This window comes from Clavibacter sp. CT19 (genome assembly GCF_027858075.1).
Taxonomy (GTDB): Bacteria; Actinomycetota; Actinomycetes; order Actinomycetales; family Microbacteriaceae; genus Clavibacter; species Clavibacter tessellarius_A.
Window position 1 is genome coordinate 196298 of the sequence record NZ_JAQHYR010000003.1, and the last position, 16536, is coordinate 212833.

Genomic DNA, 16536 nt, shown 5'->3' on the forward strand with positions numbered 1-16536 from the left:
ATCAGCCCGCGGGAGCCTCCGCCGGTCGCCGCCCGATGGACGACTGGAACCGCACCAGGTAGCCGTCGGGATCCTGCACGAGGAACTGGCGGACGCCCGTCTCCTCGTCGCCGATCCGGTACCAGGTCGTCTCCGGCTCGAGGAAGAGCGCGATGCCGGCCGCGGCGAGCGCCTCCGCCACCGCGTCGGCGTCCTCGACGGCGATCTGGAAGTTGATCCCCCGCCCGAACGGCCGCTCCAGCGGCCCCATCACCCAGTTCCGGATGATGCCGGCCTGCTCGAGCATGAGGTGCGCCCCGCCGCGCGCGATGTACGCGAAGCCCTCGTCCGGGCGGTCGTACCGCACCTGGAAGCCGCACAGGTCGCGCCAGAACGCGAGGCTCGCGGCGAGGTCGGTGACCAGCAGCTCGGGGACCAGGTCGGGCTCGTCGTCGGGATCCATGCGGCCATGCTCGCAGACGGGTCGCGCGCCGGACCGACACCGGTTGGCGTCACGCGACCAGGTGCTCGGCGACCGGCCATCCGTTCATGACGACGTGCGCGGCGATGATCGCGGGCAGGTTCCGGTGCCGCCACCACAGGATCCCGAGCAGGAGCCCGAACGACCCCTGCGCGACGACGACGCGGGCCACGTCGAGCACCGGGGCGCCGGTGCCGTGGGAGGCCAGGTGCATGAGCGCGAAGACCAGCGACGCGAGGGCGATGCCGGGTGCGGGGCCGAGCGACGCCTCGAGCCGCGTCTGCAGCCACCGCCGGTAGAAGAGCTCCTCGCCGATCCCGGCCGTCAGCGCCGTCGCCACCGCGGTGACGAGCAGCGTCGCGGGGTCCACGCCGTCGAGGTCCGGCCGCGGGTTCCACGGCGCGACCTGCGCCAGGAGCGCCCACACCACCACGACCACGATCGGCGCCCACCATCGCTGCGCATCGTGGACGCGGTCGATGCGGACACCGCGCAGCACGCCGACCACGGCGGCGGCGAGGGCGATCAGCAGGAGGGCCTTCAGGAGCACGTAGCCCTCGCTCCGCGCCAGCCCGAGCGCTCCCACCGCGAGCGGGAAGGCCGCGGCGAGCGCCAGCAGGATCCACGTCGCTGCCCGGTGCCGCGCCGGCTCGGACACGATCGCGGGCTGCTCACGCACCCGGCGCGGCAGCGTCAGCGTGAGGGCGATGCCCACGGCTGCGGGGAGGAGCACCGCCCACCACGGGACCGAGGGCGCACCCGCATCTGACGACGTCGGCGCTCCGTCGGGCACGGCGACCAGGACGATCCCGAGAGCCAGGACGCCTAGGGCCGCGCAGAGCACGAGGACCGTCCGGCCGAGGATCCGGTGAGGCACGCGCGCGCTCATCCGCGCCCCGGCGCTGGCTGCCCGTCCGACCCCTCGCCGCGGAAGCGGGCCGGGACGAAGCCCGCGAAGTCCTCGCCGATGCCGCCGGGTTCGGAGAAGCCCTCCACGAACGCGGTCGCCTCCGCGATCAGCTGCTCGGGCGTCAGCCGTCCTCCGCCGACCGTGAACCCGTACGTGCCGCCCGCCGGGCCGCTCAGCCAGTCGAGGTCGTAGGCCGGGGTCGCGCCCCGCGGCTCCCGCTCGGCGATGCGCCACCGCTCGCCGAGCACCGCGACCTCGGACGCCTCCATCCCCCGAGCCTACGGACGCCGGACGCCCCGGCCCGTCGGCCACCCGCCCGCCGCCCGTTACCGTGGACGGATGATCTCCACGCTCCCGCCCACCGCCGAGCTGCACCTGCACGTGGAGGGCACCCTCGAACCGGAGCTGGTGTTCGAGCTGGCCGAGCGCAACGGCGTCGAGCTGCCGTACGCCGGCATCGAGGACCTCCGCTCGCGCTACGCCTTCACCGACCTGCAGTCGTTCCTCGACCTCTACTACGCGTGCACGGCGGTCCTCCGCACGCGCCGCGACTTCCACGACCTCGCCGCCGCGTACCTGGAGCGGGCCGCGGCCGACGGGATCCGGCACGTCGAGATGTCGTTCGACCCGCAGGCGCACACGTCCCGCGGCGTGGCCATCGACGACGTGGTCGACGGCCTCCTCGACGCCCTCCGCGACGCGCGCGTGCGCCACGGCATCTCCGGCGGCCTGATCCTCAGCTTCCTCCGCGACCGGCCGGTGGAGGAGGCGATGGCGACGCTGGAGTCGGTCGCCGGCCGCGCCCACGAGATCCTCGCCGTCGGGCTCGACTCGGCCGAGGTCGGCTACCCGCCGTCGCTCTTCGTCGACGTCTTCGCGCGCGCCCGCGAGCTCGGCCTGCACGCCGTCGCGCACGCCGGCGAGGAGGGCCCGCCCGCGTACGTCTGGGAGGCGCTCGACCTGCTGCACGTCGAGCGGGTGGACCACGGCGTGCGCTGCCTCGAGGATCCCGCGCTCGTCGACCGGCTCGTCGCCGACCGGATCCCGCTCACCGTCTGCCCGCTCTCGAACGTGCGCCTCGGCGTGAACGAGACGCTCGACGAGCACGCCCTGCCGGAGCTCCTCGCGCGCGGCGTGCTCGCCATGGTCAACAGCGACGACCCGGCCTACTTCGGCGGCTACCTCGGCGAGAACCTCCGCCAGCTGCGCGTGGCGCACGCCTTCGACGACGACGCGGTCGCGCTCCTCGCCCGCAACTCGTTCCACGCGGCGTTCCTGTCGGACGAGCGCCGCGCCGAGCTCCTCGCGGCGGTCGACGCCTGGCGCGCCTCCGCGCTCTGAGCCGGGCACCCGCCGGCTCCTGTCAGTCGACGACCGCCGCCACCACGCTCCGGTCCCCCGCCCGACCCGCCCTCAGTCGACGACGGCCGCCACCGCCTCGACCTCCACGAGCTGGTCGTCGTACCCGAGCACGGTGACGCCGAGGAGCGTGCTCGGCGGATCGTGCGGGGCCAGTGCGTCGCGGACGACCTCCCACGCGATCACGAGGTCGGCCTGCCTGCTGGAGGCCACGAGCACGCGCGTGCTCACGAGGTCGGCGGTCGTCGCGCCCGCCGCCTCCAGCGCGATGCGCAGGTTCGCGACGCACCGCGCCGCCTGCGCGGCGTGGTCGCCCACGCCGACGGTACGGCCGTCCGCGTCGAGCGGGCACGATCCCGCGAGGAACACGAGCCGCGCGTCGGCGGGCGCGGTGGCGGCGTAGGCGTACTCGGCGGCGTCCGCGAGGGAGGCGGAGCGGATCAGGGTCACGGCGGTCATGGGTCTCCCGTCTCGCGCGGGCGGATCCGCGGCGCGTCCCAGCCTGCCAGCGCGTAGCCGCCCGCACGTCCGCGCGCGTGTCCGCCCGGCGCGTCCCGCATGTCCGCCCGGCGCCACCGCTATCCGCTCCGCCCCCGCGCAGCCGGATCCGCAGGCCGCGTCCCTAGCATCACCGCGTGACCGACTACGTCCGCTTCCAGAGCGCCGTCCCCAACCGCCGCGGGACCTTCCCGGGGGTGTTCGCCCTCGCCGACGGGCTGCGCCAGAGCGGCCGGCTCTCGGCCGAGGAGGGCGAGTGGATGGACGCGGTGAACGCACGCGCGGCCGAGTCCTACGCGGATCCGCGCTCGGTCGACCCCGACTGCTACGACCGGGTGCGCAACCCCGGCGCCCGCGCCTGGTTCCTCGCCAGCGCCACGGACCTCCTCGGGTTCACGGCCGACTACCTCGCCCTGCTCGACCGGCACGACGTGCCCTGGCAGGAGCTCCGCACGCGGACGCCCGGCCGCATCGTCTACGCCGACGACGTGCAGGTCATCGCGACCCCGCACACGATCGACGACTGGCCGTTCCGCTAGGAGGTCCGATGCTCCCTTGGCCAGACGGCCGTCTGCCCTTCATCTGCGCGACTGGGGACTGTCCGCACGGAGGCGCCCCGGCTCCTAGCTTCTCAGTGCGGTGACCGACACCGCACCCAAGGAGGCACATCACCCATGTCCATCCGTTCGAGGGCCACCCGGCCCCTCATCCCGCGCAGGATGTTCGCGACCATCGCGCTCACCGCCGTCGCGACCCTCGGCTTCGTCATCGCCGCCCCCAGCAGCGGCGCATTCGCCATCGACCACGACTCTCCCCAGGCCCGCGTCGCCTTCTCCCTCGAGCACGGCCACTACCTCGACGACATCAGCGCCGGCCGGATCACGGACGCCGACATCGACGCCGTCGGCAAGACGGGCCTGACCTTCTCCGGGCGCCACATCGACAAGTGGCTGGACCTCTCGCCCGAGGAGGAGGCCGCACGGCAGAAGGCCGCCACGGCACTGCGCTCGGCGGCCGCGGGCGACCCGGACGTGGCGGTGATGGCGCAGAAGATGCGATCCCTGCAGTCGCAGGTCTCCGCTGCCAAGGCCAGCAACTCCGCCGCCGCGGCCGACGCCTCCGCCGCCGCGGTCGAAGACTCCGCCACCGCGGCCAAGGACTCCGCCACCAGCTCCTACCGGCCGGCCCCCCTGTCCCCCAACGCGCCGGTGACGGAGAGCAAGTGGTGGAACCCCTTCCACATCCACATCCCGCCGATCCACATCCACATCCCGCCGATCCACATCCCCATCCCCCACTGGAGCTTCTTCATCGGCAACGCCATCATCCGAGGGATCATCTCCGCCCTCGGCGGCTCGATCGCCGGCGTGATCTGCGTGCTGATCCCCGACCTCACCAAGCTCACCTGCGTCTTGCTGGCCGCGGTGGCGGCCGGCTTCATCGAGTTCATCAAGACCAACGGGATCTGCGGCGGTCACGGCCTCACCTTCCGGCTCCCCATATTCTCGATCCACTGCGGGCGCGACTGACGGCACGCCCGACGGTGCGCTTCCGGCGCACGCACGACGACGGCCCGGGGCCGAGCGGGGATCCTCTCCGCTCGGCCCTCGGTCGTCCCCCGCTCGGTGCGTGGACGCCGCCGGCCCCCTCCGCGCCCGCCGGGCTACCCTCGCCGGATGCCCGACTTCGTGCGCTTCCAGAGCGCCGCCCCGAATCGCCGCGGCACCTTCCCCGGCGTCTTCGCCCTGGCGAACGGCCTCCGGGACGAAGGCCGTCTGTCCGCGGAGGAGATGGCGTGGATCGGGGCGTCCAACGCGCACATGAACGCGACGTACGCGGATCCGTCCACGGTCGTCCCGGGCTGCTACGACCGCACGCTCAACCCCCGGGCGCGCGCCTGGTTCCGCGTCGGATCCGTCGACCTGCTCCGCGTCACGCGCGAGTACCTCGACCTGCTCGACCGGCATGACGTGCCCTGGCACGAGCTGCGCACCCGCACGCCCGGGCGCATCACCTACGAGGACGACGTGCAGGTGGTCGCGGTGCCGCACACGCACGACGAGTGGCCGTTCGGCTAGGTCCGCGGGCTCAGGCCGGGCGGGATGCGCGGGCCGCCCGCGCCGCCCGCGCTGCCCGCGCTCGGGCGAGGATCCCCTGGATCACCGCGGTCTTCGCGTCCGCGTAGGCGTCCATCGGCTCCCACCGCCGGGTCATCAGCTCCCGCTTCGTGCGCGCGTAGAGGTCGCGGTCGGCCCGGTCGGCGCGCAGCCGGTCGCGGTGCAGCAGGTACGCCTCCACCGCGGGATCGCCCTCCTCGTAGACGTGCACATGCGCGTCCCGCGCGGGCGTGCGCACCAGGCGGTGCCCGGGCTCCCGGACGCGCAGCTCGTACCCCGCGGCGACGAGCCGGGCGACGTGGTCCTCCTCGGCCGCGATGTCCGCCACCACGAGCACGACGTCCACGATGGGCTTCGCGGCGAGACCCGGGACGAGCGAGACGGCGTCGTCCGGAGCGCGACCGCCACGGCGACGGACGCCAGCACCAGACCCATCCCGAGGACCTGGACGGCGGACAGCCTCTCGCCCGACCATCCGATCCCGATGCCGACGGCGACGAGGGGGCTGAGCAGCCCGAGGAAGGCGGGCACCCGGGCCGGGAGCGCACGCAGGCCGCGGAACCAGAGCGCGTACGCGAGCGCGGTGCCGACGAACGCCAGGTAGGCGTATCCCGCCACGTTGACGGCCGTGAGCGGCGCCACGGGCAGGGGCTCGGACACCGCGGTGGCCACGGCGAGGAGGATCCCGCCCGCGAGCAGCTGCCACGACGTGGTGAGGAGCGGCGGGTGATCCGTGCCCCACCGCTTGGCGAGCACCACACCCACCGCCATGCAGGTCGCGCCGGCGAGCGCGGCGGCGACACCGACGGCATCGAGCCGGGCATCGGCCCGGAGGACGATGAGCGCCACGCCAGCCAGCCCGACCGTCCCGGCGACGATCACCCGGAGCGCCATCCGCTCGCCGAGGATCCGGGCGGCGAGCACCGAGACGAGCAGCGGCTGGATCCCGCCGATGACGGCCGCCACCCCGCCCGGCAGACGGTCGGCCGCGACGAAGAGGAACGCGAAGAACGCCCCGATGTTGAGCGCCCCGAGCACGGCGGACCGCCACCACCACGAGCCGCGTGGGAGGCGACGTCCGATCGCGAGCAGCACCAGTCCGGCCGGCAGGGCGCGGAGCGTGGCCGTGAGCAGCGGATGCCCCGGCACCAGGAAGGCGGTCGAGGTCGCGTAGGTCGTCCCCCAGAGCGCGGGAGCGATGGCGGTCAGGAGGATGAGGCGGAGGCGGTAGCTAAGCACTGAGTCAATCTAGCTCACCGCTTAGCGGGTATGGTCGAGAGCATGGACCACGTCGACCGCATCCTCGAGCAGTGGCGCGCCGAGCGGCCCGACCTCGATCCCTCGCCCATGGCCGTCGTCGGCCGGCTCGCGCGGGCGTCGGCTGCCCTCGCGGCGGGGACAGACGCCACCTTCGCCCGGCACGGGATCGACGCATCGACCTTCGACGTGCTCGCCACGCTGCGGCGCCAGGGCGCGCCCCACCGACTGGCGCCGGCAGAGCTCGCGCGGGAGTCGATGATCACCACGAGCGCGGTCGCCCAGCGCCTCAACCGCCTGGAGGCGCTCGGCCTCGTGACGCGGCTCCCCCGCCCCGAGGACGGCCGGGGGAAGCTCGTCGAGCTCACCGCCGAGGGCCGGCAGCTCGTCGACCGCGTGCTCCCCGACCACCTCGCGACAGAGGAGGAGCTGCTCTCCCCGCTCGATGCCCGGGAGCGGCGCACGCTCGCGGAGCTGCTCGGACGCCTCGACCCGACGAGCCGCTAGCCCGGCGCGCTACTCCGGGAACGCCACGTGCTGCATCACCCACGCGTGCATCACGACCGCGGCCGCCGCCGACGCGTTGATGGAGCGGGTGGATCCGAACTGCGAGATCGCGACCGTCATGTCGGCCGCGGCCACCGCCTCGTCGCTGAGGCCCGGGCCCTCCTGGCCGAAGACGAGCACGCAGCGCTCGGGGAGGCGCGTGGTCTCCAGCAGCACGGATCCGTCGACGTTGTCGATCGCGACGATCGGCAGGCCCTCGCCGCGCGCCCACTCCACGAGGTCGGCGATGGTCGCGTGGTGCACGACGTGCTGGTACCGGTCGGTGACCATCGCGCCGCGCTTGTTCCAGCGGCGCCGGCCGACGATGTGCACCGTGTCGGCCGCGAACGCGTTGGCGCTCCGCACGATCGATCCGATGTTCATGTCGTGCTGCCAGTTCTCGATGGCCACGTGGAACGGGTGCCGGTGCTGGTCGAGGTCGGCGACGATCGCCTCCATGCGCCAGTAGCGGTAGCGGTCGATCACGTTGCGGGTGTCGCCGCGCTCCAGCAACTCGGGGTCGAGATGCGGCTCATCCGGCCACGCCTCGGGGCCGCCGGGCCAGGGGCCGACGCCGTGCGTGCTGTGCTCGTGGGTGGGCGCCGGCTCGGCGCTCGATGGCGGCTCGCCGCTCGATGCCGCCTCCACGCTCGATGCCGCCTCCACGCGGGGCGCCGCATCGATGCTCGGCTCCGCCTCGACGGCGGGCGTCGGCTCCTGGCCGTGGGGCTCGGGCATCAGATGTAGATCGCCGGGTCGACGAAGAACGCCGGGTCGACGTGGGCGTCGGGCCCGCGCCCGGCGCGCTTCCCGGTCTCGACCGCCGGGATGCCGGTGAGCACGGATCCCGCGGGCGCGTCCTTCACGACCACGGCGTTCGCGCCGATGACGCTGCCCGCGCCGATGACGATGGGCCCGAGCAGTTTCGCGCCGGCGCCGATGGTGACGCCGTCGCCCACGGTCGGGTGCCGCTTGCCGCGCACGAGGCTCTTCCCACCGAGCGTGACGCCGTGGTACATCAGCACGTCGTCACCGATCTCGGCCGTCGCGCCGATCACCACGCCCATGCCGTGGTCGATGAACAGCCGCCGCCCGATGCGCGCCCCCGGGTGGATCTCCACCCCGGTCAGCGCCCGCCCGACTTGCGCGAGCAGCCGGGCGGCGAGCCGGATGCGCCGGCGCCAGAGCGCGTGCGACACCCGGTGCAGCCACACGGCGTGCAGCCCCGGGTAGCCGAGCATCATCTCCAGGTACCCGCGCGCGGCCGGATCGTGGGCGCGCGCCGAACGGAGGTCCTCGACGACGCGGGCGACGACTCCCACGCCTAGTCGCGCAGGTCGTCGAACAGCACGGTCGAGAGGTACCGCTCGCCGTAGTCGCAGACGATGGCGACGATGGTCTTCCCCGCGCTCTCGGGCCGCCTCGCGATCTCGAGCGCGGCCCACACGATGGATCCGGACGAGATGCCGCAGAGGATCCCCTCGTCGGTCGCGAGCGCGCGCGAGACGCGGATGGAATCCTCCAGCGAGACGTCGACGACCTCGTCGTAGACCTCCCGGTCGAGGATCTCGGGCACGAAGTTCGCGCCGATGCCCTGGATCTTGTGCGGGCCGGGCTTCCCGCCGTTGAGGATGGGCGAGTCGAGCGGCTCGACCGCGACGATCTTCACGTCGGGCTTCCGCTCCTTGAGCACCTGGCCGACGCCCGTGATGGTGCCGCCCGTGCCGACGCCCGCGATGAACACATCGACGGCGCCGTCGGTGTCCGCCCAGACCTCCTCGGCCGTGGTCTCGCGGTGCTTCTGCGGGTTGGCCGCGTTCGCGAACTGCTGCGCCCAGATGGCGTTGGGCGTCTCCGCGACGATCTGCTGCGCGCGCTCGACGGCGCCGCGCATGCCCTCGGGCCCGGGCGTCAGCACGATCTGGGCGCCGTACGCGCGCAGCACCAGCCGGCGCTCGATGCTCATGGTCTCGGGCATCGTGAGGATGACCGTGTAGCCGCGCGCCGCGCCCACCATCGCGAGCGCGATGCCGGTGTTGCCGCTCGTGCCCTCGACGATCGTGCCGCCCGGCTCGAGCTGGCCCGACGCCTCGGCCGCGTCGATGATCGCGACGCCGATGCGGTCCTTCACGCTGGACGCCGGGTTGTGCGACTCGAGCTTCACGAGCACGGTCGCGTCGAGCCCCTCCGTGAGCCGGTTGAGGCGCACGAGCGGCGTGCCGCCGACCAGCTGGGTGATGTCGTCGTAGACGCGACCTGCCATGGGTTCCACCTTCGTCGTGATCGTGATCGGTGCGGGGCCGAGCCGCGCGCACCTGCTCGTCGTCGAGCCTATGCGAGCGCAACCGCGCGGGTGGCGACGGCATTCCGGGCCGGGCGGACCGTCTGTCGGGAGGAGCTGTGGAGGGGGCCGTCGCCGCCTGCACCGAGCGGGTGAGGATGCGGCCGACCACCCCGAGGCGATCCCGCTGCCGACGCGGTCCGCACCCGAACCGGGATCCCTCCTGCTCACGAAGGAGAGACATGCCCGTCCACCGCACCGCTCCGCATGCGTGACGCACCCCGGCCGGAGCAGGGAGATGAGGTCCGGCGGAACCCTCCCGACTGGACGCCGCCCGGCTTGTGGGCGCCGCTGTCCGGGCACCTCACGGTGGCTCTGCTCAAGGCGCCTCTGGTGGTGCTGGCATGCCAGGCCCTCCTGCTCGTCCCCGCCTGGGGCCCCGGTTCCCTCGACCGGACGATCGGAGGGGTGACCGCCATGACCCTGGTCTTCTGCACCGTCGAGGTCGTGGTCGAGCGTCCCTTCGTCGTCCGCGGTCGGCTGGTGTCCCCGGGCGGATGGGGCTTCGCGGTCCTCCCGTGGCTCGCCGGGTCCACGGCCGCCGCCGCGGTGGTCATCGTGTGGCTCGGCATCCCGACCGGTGCCGTGCTCGCCTCGGTGATGGCCGGCGTCGAAGGACTCGAGACGCTGTGGAGACGAGCCTGGCGACCCGGCCAGACCGACGCCGAGTTCCACGAGAAGTGGATCGCGTTCCGGGAGCTGACGAAGGAGACCTTCGCGCCCGACGTCGCCGAGATCCGCCACCGCCTGGACGAGCGGGCGATGGACGGGTACCGACGGAAGATCGCCGAGCGCGACGCGCAGCGGGCGCGGGACGAGGATCAGGAGCGAGAGGCGCAGCGGGCGCGGGACGAGGAGCGGCAGCGCGACGACGGGGACCGACCGCCGCGCGACGCGTGACCGCGACCCGCGGACACGGCAGGCTGGACCCATGAGCGCGCGCATCGAGGTGGAGGGGCCCGGCGGCCCCGAGGTCATGGCACTGACGGACGGCCCGGTGCCGGATCCCGGGCCCGGCGAGGTGCGGATCCGCGTGCACGCCGCGGGCGTCAACTTCATCGACACCTACCGGCGCAGCGGCGTCTACCCGATGGCGCACCCGTACGTGCCCGGATCCGAGGCCGCGGGCGTGATCGAGGCGCTCGGCGACGGCGTGGCCGGCGTGCACGTGGGCGACCGCGTCGCGACCGCCGAGGCGTCCGGCACCTACGCGCAGCACGCGCTCGTCCGCGCCGAGACGCTGCTGCCCGTGCCCGACGGCGTGGGCATGGAGGTCGCCGCGGCGCTCCCGCTCCAGGGCCTCACCGCGCACTACCTCGCGACGAGCTCGTACCCGGCCGGTCCCGGCGATCGCGCGCTCGTGCACGCGGGCGCCGGCGGCGTGGGCCTCCTCCTCACCCAGCTGCTCGCGGATCGCGGGGTCGAGGTGATCACGACCGTCTCCACCGAGGAGAAGGCGGCGCTCTCGCGCGCAGCCGGCGCCACGCACGTGCTCGGCTACGACGACGTGCCCGTGCGCGTCCGCGAGCTCACCGACGGACGCGGCGTCGACGTGGTCTACGACGGCGTCGGCCGCGACACGTTCGACGGGTCGCTCGCGTCCCTCCGCATCCGCGGGACGCTCGTGCTCTTCGGCGGCGCGAGCGGGCAGGTGCCGCCGTTCGACCTGCAGCGCCTCAACTCCGGCGGATCCCTGTCCGTCACCCGCCCGACCCTCGCCCACTTCCTGCTCGACGCGGAGGAGCGGCGGTGGCGCGCCGGGGAGCTGTTCGCCGCCGTGCTCGACGGATCCCTCGACGTGCGGGTCGGCGCGACGTACGCGCTCGCCGACGCGGCCCGTGCGCACGAGGACCTCGAGGCCCGGCGCACGACGGGGTCGATCGTCCTGATCCCCTGAGGCCGGATCGGCGGGCTCGCACCGGCACCGCCTAGCCTCGTCGCATGCCCGCATCCGGATCCGCGCCGACGCGCCTCGGCTTCCTCACCACCGGCCCGTTCGACCCGGCCGACCCCGCGACCGGCCTCGAGGAGGCGCTCCGGCTCGTGGAGCTCGGCGACGCGCTCGGCCTCGACACCGCCTGGCTCCGCCCCGACCACCTCCGGCACGCCATCTCCTCCCCCGTCGCGATGCTCGCCGCCGCCTCGCAGCGCGCGCGCCGCATCGGCCTCGGCACCGCGTCCATCCCCGTGCGCGCCGAGAACCCGCTCCGCCTCGCCGAGGACCTCGCGACCGTCGACCTCCTCTCCGGCGGCCGCCTCCGCCCCGGCCTCTCGGTCGGCAGCCCGAAGCGCGTCGCCGCGGTCGACCGGGCCGTGCATCCGACGACGGCCGAGCACGAGGAGCCGGGGCGCGAGCGCCTCCTGCGCTTCCGCGACCTGCTGCGCGGCGGCCGGGTGCCGGGCGCGGACGACCGGCCCGACGGATCGCACGACGCGCACGACGCGCACGACGAGGAGGCCCTCACCCCCACGGTGCAGCCGGCGTCCCCCGGCCTCGCCGACCGCTTGGGGTACGGCGCCGCGACCCTCCGCACGGCGGCGTGGGCCGGATCCAACGGCTTCCGCCTGCTCTCCTCGGACGTGACCGAGCGCGGGTCGGGCGCCGCCGGCTTCGCGGCCGACCAGCGCGGCCTCATCGACGCCTACCGGGCGGCGCACCCGGATCCGGCCGCCGCGCACGTCACGCTCGCACTCGTGGTGGTGCCCACCGACGGCGCGACGGCCGAGCAGATCGCCCGGTACCGGGCCGACGCCGCGTCGCGCGCCGAACGGGCCCGGCGCGCCGACCAGTCGGAGGATCCCGGGGCCGCCTCGAGCATGGTCCGCGCGCCGGACCTGGTGGGCCCGTCCGACGAGCTCGCCGCCGCGCTCCTGGCGCACCCGGCTGTGCAGGCCGCCGACGAGCTCGCGATCGCGCTGCCCGCCGGACTGCCCGCGGCCGATCTCGCGCGGATCCTCACCGACGTCGCCGAGCGCCTCGGCCCCGCGCTCGGCTGGTCGCCCGCGGCCTGACCCGCTGCACGCACGACGACGCCCCTCCCGCGCACGGCGGGAGGGGCGTCGTCGATCCGGGCGGGGATCAGTGCATGCTCACGGCCTCGGTCGAGGCGCCCTCGCGGAAGCGCTCGATCGGGACGCGCACCATCGACCAGGAGATGACCGAGGCGCAGGCCACGCCGATCGCCGCCGCCAGGAACACCACGTGGTACCCGTCGACCTGCTGCTGGAGCCGGTCCTGGACGCCGTCGGTCGTCGCCGCCGTGACCGCGGACGCGAACAGCGCCGTGAAGACGGCCGTGCCGATGGATCCGCCGATCTGCTGCGTGCCCGTGAGCGCCGCGCCCGCGACGCCCGCGTCCCGCGGCTCGATGCCGGAGAGCGCCACGTTCTGCATCGGCACGAACACGCACGCGAGCCCGATGCCGAGGAGGATCTGGCCGGGCAGCACCTGCACGACGTACGCGCCGTCGACGGTGATCCGGCTGAACCAGAGGAGCCCGGCGGCAGCGATCAGCGGCCCGACCGTCATGAGGATGCGCGGGCCCACCTTCGGCAGGAGCCGCGCGACCTGCGGCGCCGTGAGCATGATGGTCGCGGCCATCGGCAGCGACGCGAGGCCCGAGATCAGCGGCGACATGCCGAGCACGATCTGGAAGTGCAGCGTGAGGTAGAGCAGCCCGCCGAGGAGCGCCGCGCCCACCATCACCGACGTGAGGTAGGCGCCGCCGCGCGTGCGGTCGGCCACGACGCGGAGCGGCAGCAGCGGGTTGCGCGCCTTCGACTCCCACCAGACGAACGCGACCATGATGCCCACGCCGAGCGCGAGGAAGCCGATGGTGTCGGGCTGGCCCCAGCCGTTCTCGGCGCGGGAGAAGCCGTAGACGATGGAGGCGAGGCCGACCGTGACGAGCAGCGCGCCGGGCACGTCGTAGCTGCGGTCGCCGTCGGCGCGGCTCTCCTTCACGAGCGGGATGCCCGCGACGATCGCCACGATCGCGATGGGCACGTTGACGAGCAGGCACCAGTGCCAGCTGAGGTACTCCGTGAGCACCCCGCCGAGCAGCAGGCCGACGGCCGCGCCGGATCCGGCGATCGTGCCGTAGACCGCGAACGCCTTGACGCGGTCGGGGCCGGACGGGAACGTCACCGACAGCAGCGCGAGCGCGGCGGGCGCGAGGAGCGCCGCGAAGACGCCCTGCAGTCCGCGGGCGATGAGGAGCATCTCGCTCGAGACGGCGAAGCCGCCGAGCGCGCTGGCCGCGGCGAAGCCCACCATGCCGAGGAGGAAGGAGCGCTTGCGACCCCAGTAGTCGGCGACGCGGCCGCCGAGCAGGAGGAGCGAGCCGAACGCGAGCGCGTAGACGGTGACGACCCAGGTGCGGTCGGCGTCGGTCATGCCGAGGTCGCGCTGCGCGGCGGGCAGGGCGATGTTCACGATGGTGCCGTCGAGCACGACCATGAGCTGGGCGAGCGCGACGACGGCGAGGAGGATCCACTTGCTGCGGGCGGAGGTCGCGTCCGGGGCGGCGGGGGCGGCGGCCTCGGCGGAGGCGGCCGGACCGGCGGGAGAGGTGGAGGGCGGTGCGTGCTCAGGGGTGCGTGCGTGCGAGATCTGATGCTCCTGGATGGTCGTGCGGCGCCCGGGCGGGCGAGGACGGTCCAATCTAGGGCGGGTCCGTGCACAGAGTCAAACGAACCGGTTCGTTTGACATACGCTGTTCACATGGCAGCGACGACGGGGTCCGCCCGATCCACCACCGACGAGAAGCAGGACGACGTCCGGCACCGCATCCTCCTGGCCGCACGCGAGGAGTTCGCCGCGCACGGGCTGGCGGGCGCGCGGGTCGACCGCATCGCCCGCTCGGGCCGCGCGAGCAAGGAGCGGCTCTACGCGCACTTCACCGACAAGGAGTCGCTGTTCCACGCGGTGCTGAAGCTCAACGGCGTCGAGTTCTTCTCCGCCGTGACGCTGGATCCCGCCGACCTCCCCGGCTTCGTCGGCCAGCTCTTCGACCACGCGTACGAGCACCCGCAGCACCGCCGCATGCTCGCGTGGGCCCGGCTCGACGGCCTGGAGCTCGACGTGCCGCACAGCGCGACGTCGCCGTCGGCCAAGGTGCAGGCGGTCCGTCGCGGGCAGGAGGAGGGGCACATCGACCCGTCGTGGGATCCGCAGCGCCTCCTCACGATGCTGTTCGCGCTCGCGCAGGCGTGGGTGCAGTCGCCGTACCCGGCCATGCACGCGGACGGCCCGAAGGCGCGCGCCGCCGACCGGGCGGCCGTCGTGGAGGCCGCCCGACGGATCATCACGGCGCCACCCGCGCGGTAGGCGTCCGGCCGGCGGCGCATCCGTCACGGCACCCTGCGGATTCGCCGGATGAGGGAGACGCCTCCCAGGACCCGCCCGTAGCGTTGGGGCATGTCCGACACCCTGACCCGCGAGTTCGAGGCGGGGTCCAGCCACTCCCACCCCCTCCGCCGGTTCCTGCGTCGCTGCCGGGCCTGGATCGAGCTGCACCCGAAGGCGCGCTGGCTCTACCGGATCCTGGTCGGCCTGCTCGGCGTGGGCATCGTGCTCGTCGGCATCGTGCTCATCCCGCTGCCCGGTCCCGGCTGGCTCATCGTCTTCCTCGGCATCGCGGTGCTCGGCACCGAGTTCCCCGCCGCGCACCGCGTGAACGTCTTCCTCAAGCGCCAGCTCCACCGCTTCTGGGACGCGTGGCGCCGCTGGCGCGCTTCCCGCGCCGCCCGCAAGGCGGAGCGCGTCCGCCGCTGACCACCGCACGACGAGAGCGGCCGCCCCTCGGGACGGCCGCTCTCGTCGTGTGAGGCGTCGCGGCGGATCAGCTCGCGAGCGCCGGGTAGTCGGTGTAGCCCTCGGCGCCGGGGCCGTAGAACGTGGCCGGGTTCGGCTCGTTCGTGGGGGCGCCGGACTCCCAGCGCTCGACGAGGTCGGGGTTCGCGATGACCATGCGGCCCACGGCCACGACGTCGGCCGTGCCCTCGTCGACGAGCTGCACCGCCTCGTCGTACTCGGTCTGCACGCCGAAGCCGCTGTTGATCATGAGCGGTCCGCCGAACGTCTTCCGCAGGCCCTGCACGAGCTCGCCCGCGGGCTCCGCGTGCAGGATGCTCACGTACGCCATGCCGAGGGGCGCGATGCCGGACAGCAGCGCCTCGTAGGTAGCGCGCGTCTCGTCGGCGTCCTCCTCGAGCACGTCCTGGATGTTGTGCGACGGCGAGATGCGGATGCCGACGCGGTCCGCGCCGATCTCGCGCGCGACCGCGTGGGCCACGTCGATGCCGAGCTTGGCGCGGGCCGCGGGCGATCCGCCGTACGCGTCCGTGCGCACGTTCGACACGGGCGACAGGAACTCGTGCAGCAGGTAGCCGTTGGCGGAGTGGATCTCGACGCCGTCGAACCCGGCGTCGACCGCGTTGCGCGCGGCGACCGTGAGCTCGTCGACGATGAGCGGGACCTCGTCGGTCTCCGGCTCGCTCGGCACGGGGTAGGGCTTCTTGCCGGTGGGCACGTGCACCTCGCCCTGGATCGCGATGGCGCTCGGAGCGAGCAGCGGGAGGCCGCCCGTGATGTCCTCGTGCGAGACGCGACCGCCGTGCATCAGCTGCATGACGATGCGGCCGCCCGCAGCATGCACGGCCTCGGTGACCCGGCGCCAGCCGGCGATCTGCTCGTCCGTCACGATGCCGGGCTGTCCCGGGTACGCCTTGCTGCGCTCGCTGGTGAACACGCCCTCGGTGACGATGAGGCCGGTGGATGCGCGCTGGCGGTAGTGCTCGACGATCAGGTCGCCGGGGACGCCGTGCTCGTCGGCCCGCATGCGGGTCAGGGGCGCCATGGCGACGCGGTTGGGGAGCTCGAGGGCGCCCAGGGTGACGGGGGAGAAGAGCTTCACGTGGTGGATCCTTCGTCTCGCGGGTGGCCCGGCGCGCACCGCGACGGATCACGTCGGGATGCGGGCGGGGACCAGCGGCCCGGGCGGACCGCCTTCCGGGAACACGGACGGGCACGGACGCCATTCCTCGC

At 74.0% G+C, this 16536-nt stretch carries 20 protein-coding genes and 1 pseudogene; 10 read left to right on the forward strand and 11 right to left on the reverse strand.

The features are described from left to right. Window position 1: 1 nt before the first annotated feature. Genes PED38_RS05025 through PED38_RS05035 form a run of 3 tightly spaced genes read right to left on the reverse strand, consistent with a single transcriptional unit; the run spans window position 2 to window position 1639 of the window. On the reverse strand, window positions 2–442 hold the full coding sequence (locus PED38_RS05025) for a bleomycin resistance protein (RefSeq protein WP_270980136.1): 441 nt from the start codon (window positions 440–442) through the stop codon (window positions 2–4). Between the two features lie 49 nt (window positions 443–491). Then, window positions 492–1337 carry a CPBP family intramembrane glutamic endopeptidase gene (locus PED38_RS05030; RefSeq protein ID WP_270980137.1) on the reverse strand — a complete coding sequence of 282 codons (846 nt, stop codon included), beginning with the start codon at window positions 1335–1337 and terminating at the stop codon, window positions 492–494. Window positions 1338–1345: 8 nt separating this feature from the next. Further along, window positions 1346–1639, reverse strand: coding sequence for a hypothetical protein (locus PED38_RS05035; protein WP_270980139.1), 294 nt, complete (start codon window positions 1637–1639; stop codon window positions 1346–1348). Between the two features lie 70 nt (window positions 1640–1709). Here PED38_RS05035 and PED38_RS05040 point away from each other — a divergent pair, with 70 nt between their 5' ends. Next, window positions 1710–2711, forward strand: coding sequence for an adenosine deaminase (locus PED38_RS05040; RefSeq protein WP_063072352.1), 1002 nt, complete (start codon window positions 1710–1712; stop codon window positions 2709–2711). A gap of 72 nt (window positions 2712–2783) precedes the next feature. Here the strand turns inward: PED38_RS05040 and PED38_RS05045 are convergent, their stop codons facing one another. Further along, a complete protein-coding gene (locus PED38_RS05045) occupies window positions 2784–3188 on the reverse strand; it encodes a RidA family protein (RefSeq protein ID WP_270980141.1) in 405 nt (134 codons plus the stop codon). 176 nt (window positions 3189–3364) lie between these two features. Between PED38_RS05045 and PED38_RS05050 the strand changes: the two genes are divergently transcribed. From PED38_RS05050 to PED38_RS05060, 3 genes are all read left to right on the forward strand, one after another. Further along, entirely contained in the window at window positions 3365–3766 is a 402-nt protein-coding gene (locus tag PED38_RS05050; protein WP_063072354.1) for a hypothetical protein, read from the forward strand. A gap of 135 nt (window positions 3767–3901) precedes the next feature. Then, window positions 3902–4756 (forward strand): hypothetical protein, encoded by an 855-nt coding sequence (locus PED38_RS05055; RefSeq protein ID WP_131798138.1) that lies wholly within the window; start codon window positions 3902–3904, stop codon window positions 4754–4756. A gap of 147 nt (window positions 4757–4903) precedes the next feature. Continuing rightward, window positions 4904–5305, forward strand: a complete 402-nt coding sequence (locus PED38_RS05060) for a hypothetical protein (RefSeq protein ID WP_063072356.1) — start codon at window positions 4904–4906, stop codon at window positions 5303–5305. A 10-nt stretch (window positions 5306–5315) separates the two neighbouring features. Here PED38_RS05060 and PED38_RS05065 read toward each other — a convergent pair whose 3' ends face one another. Together PED38_RS05065 and PED38_RS05070 are read right to left on the reverse strand one after the other, a co-directional pair. Then, window positions 5316–5819, reverse strand: a complete 504-nt coding sequence (locus tag PED38_RS05065; protein WP_270980308.1) for a GrpB family protein — start codon at window positions 5817–5819, stop codon at window positions 5316–5318. Further along, a pseudogene (locus PED38_RS05070) lies at window positions 5759–6583 on the reverse strand (EamA family transporter); the annotation flags it as partial. The gene PED38_RS05065 and the pseudogene PED38_RS05070, both read right to left, overlap by 61 nt. Window positions 6584–6625: 42 nt before the next feature. On the opposite strand from PED38_RS05070, the gene PED38_RS05075 reads away from it, so the two are divergent. Further along, on the forward strand, window positions 6626–7108 hold the full coding sequence (locus PED38_RS05075) for a MarR family winged helix-turn-helix transcriptional regulator (RefSeq protein WP_063072357.1): 483 nt from the start codon (window positions 6626–6628) through the stop codon (window positions 7106–7108). A gap of 9 nt (window positions 7109–7117) precedes the next feature. On the opposite strand, the gene PED38_RS05080 is transcribed toward PED38_RS05075, so the two are convergent. Genes PED38_RS05080 through cysK form a run of 3 tightly spaced genes read right to left on the reverse strand, consistent with a single transcriptional unit; the run spans window position 7118 to window position 9410 of the window. Beyond that, window positions 7118–7885 carry a TrmH family RNA methyltransferase gene (locus PED38_RS05080; RefSeq protein WP_254654572.1) on the reverse strand — a complete coding sequence of 256 codons (768 nt, stop codon included), beginning with the start codon at window positions 7883–7885 and terminating at the stop codon, window positions 7118–7120. After that, window positions 7885–8469, reverse strand: a complete 585-nt coding sequence (gene epsC / locus PED38_RS05085; protein ID WP_063072358.1) for a serine O-acetyltransferase EpsC — start codon at window positions 8467–8469, stop codon at window positions 7885–7887. Before epsC ends, PED38_RS05080 begins: the two co-directional genes overlap by 1 nt. 2 nt (window positions 8470–8471) lie before the next feature. Beyond that, on the reverse strand, window positions 8472–9410 hold the full coding sequence (gene cysK / locus PED38_RS05090; protein ID WP_270980146.1) for a cysteine synthase A: 939 nt from the start codon (window positions 9408–9410) through the stop codon (window positions 8472–8474). Between the two features lie 486 nt (window positions 9411–9896). On the opposite strand from cysK, the gene PED38_RS05095 reads away from it, so the two are divergent. From PED38_RS05095 to PED38_RS05105, 3 genes are read left to right on the forward strand one after another with little or no spacing between them, the layout of a single operon-like run. Further along, entirely contained in the window at window positions 9897–10388 is a 492-nt protein-coding gene (locus tag PED38_RS05095; RefSeq protein WP_175345523.1) for a hypothetical protein, read from the forward strand. Window positions 10389–10419: 31 nt separating this feature from the next. Further along, the gene (locus tag PED38_RS05100) at window positions 10420–11385 is read left to right on the forward strand and encodes a quinone oxidoreductase family protein (RefSeq protein WP_270980148.1); all 966 of its coding nucleotides are present in this window, start codon (window positions 10420–10422) and stop codon (window positions 11383–11385) included. A gap of 44 nt (window positions 11386–11429) precedes the next feature. Then, window positions 11430–12500 (forward strand): LLM class flavin-dependent oxidoreductase, encoded by a 1071-nt coding sequence (locus tag PED38_RS05105; protein WP_063072361.1) that lies wholly within the window; start codon window positions 11430–11432, stop codon window positions 12498–12500. A gap of 67 nt (window positions 12501–12567) precedes the next feature. Here PED38_RS05105 and PED38_RS05110 read toward each other — a convergent pair whose 3' ends face one another. Beyond that, window positions 12568–14151 carry an MFS transporter gene (locus PED38_RS05110; RefSeq protein ID WP_270980151.1) on the reverse strand — a complete coding sequence of 528 codons (1584 nt, stop codon included), beginning with the start codon at window positions 14149–14151 and terminating at the stop codon, window positions 12568–12570. Window positions 14152–14211: 60 nt separating this feature from the next. On the opposite strand from PED38_RS05110, the gene PED38_RS05115 reads away from it, so the two are divergent. Beyond that, window positions 14212–14817 carry a TetR family transcriptional regulator gene (locus PED38_RS05115; protein WP_063072363.1) on the forward strand — a complete coding sequence of 202 codons (606 nt, stop codon included), beginning with the start codon at window positions 14212–14214 and terminating at the stop codon, window positions 14815–14817. Between the two features lie 90 nt (window positions 14818–14907). After that, window positions 14908–15264, forward strand: coding sequence for a TIGR02611 family protein (locus PED38_RS05120; RefSeq protein ID WP_063072364.1), 357 nt, complete (start codon window positions 14908–14910; stop codon window positions 15262–15264). Window positions 15265–15331: 67 nt separating this feature from the next. Here PED38_RS05120 and PED38_RS05125 read toward each other — a convergent pair whose 3' ends face one another. Further along, window positions 15332–16405 carry an alkene reductase gene (locus PED38_RS05125; protein ID WP_270980156.1) on the reverse strand — a complete coding sequence of 358 codons (1074 nt, stop codon included), beginning with the start codon at window positions 16403–16405 and terminating at the stop codon, window positions 15332–15334. Window positions 16406–16536 lie beyond the last annotated feature (131 nt).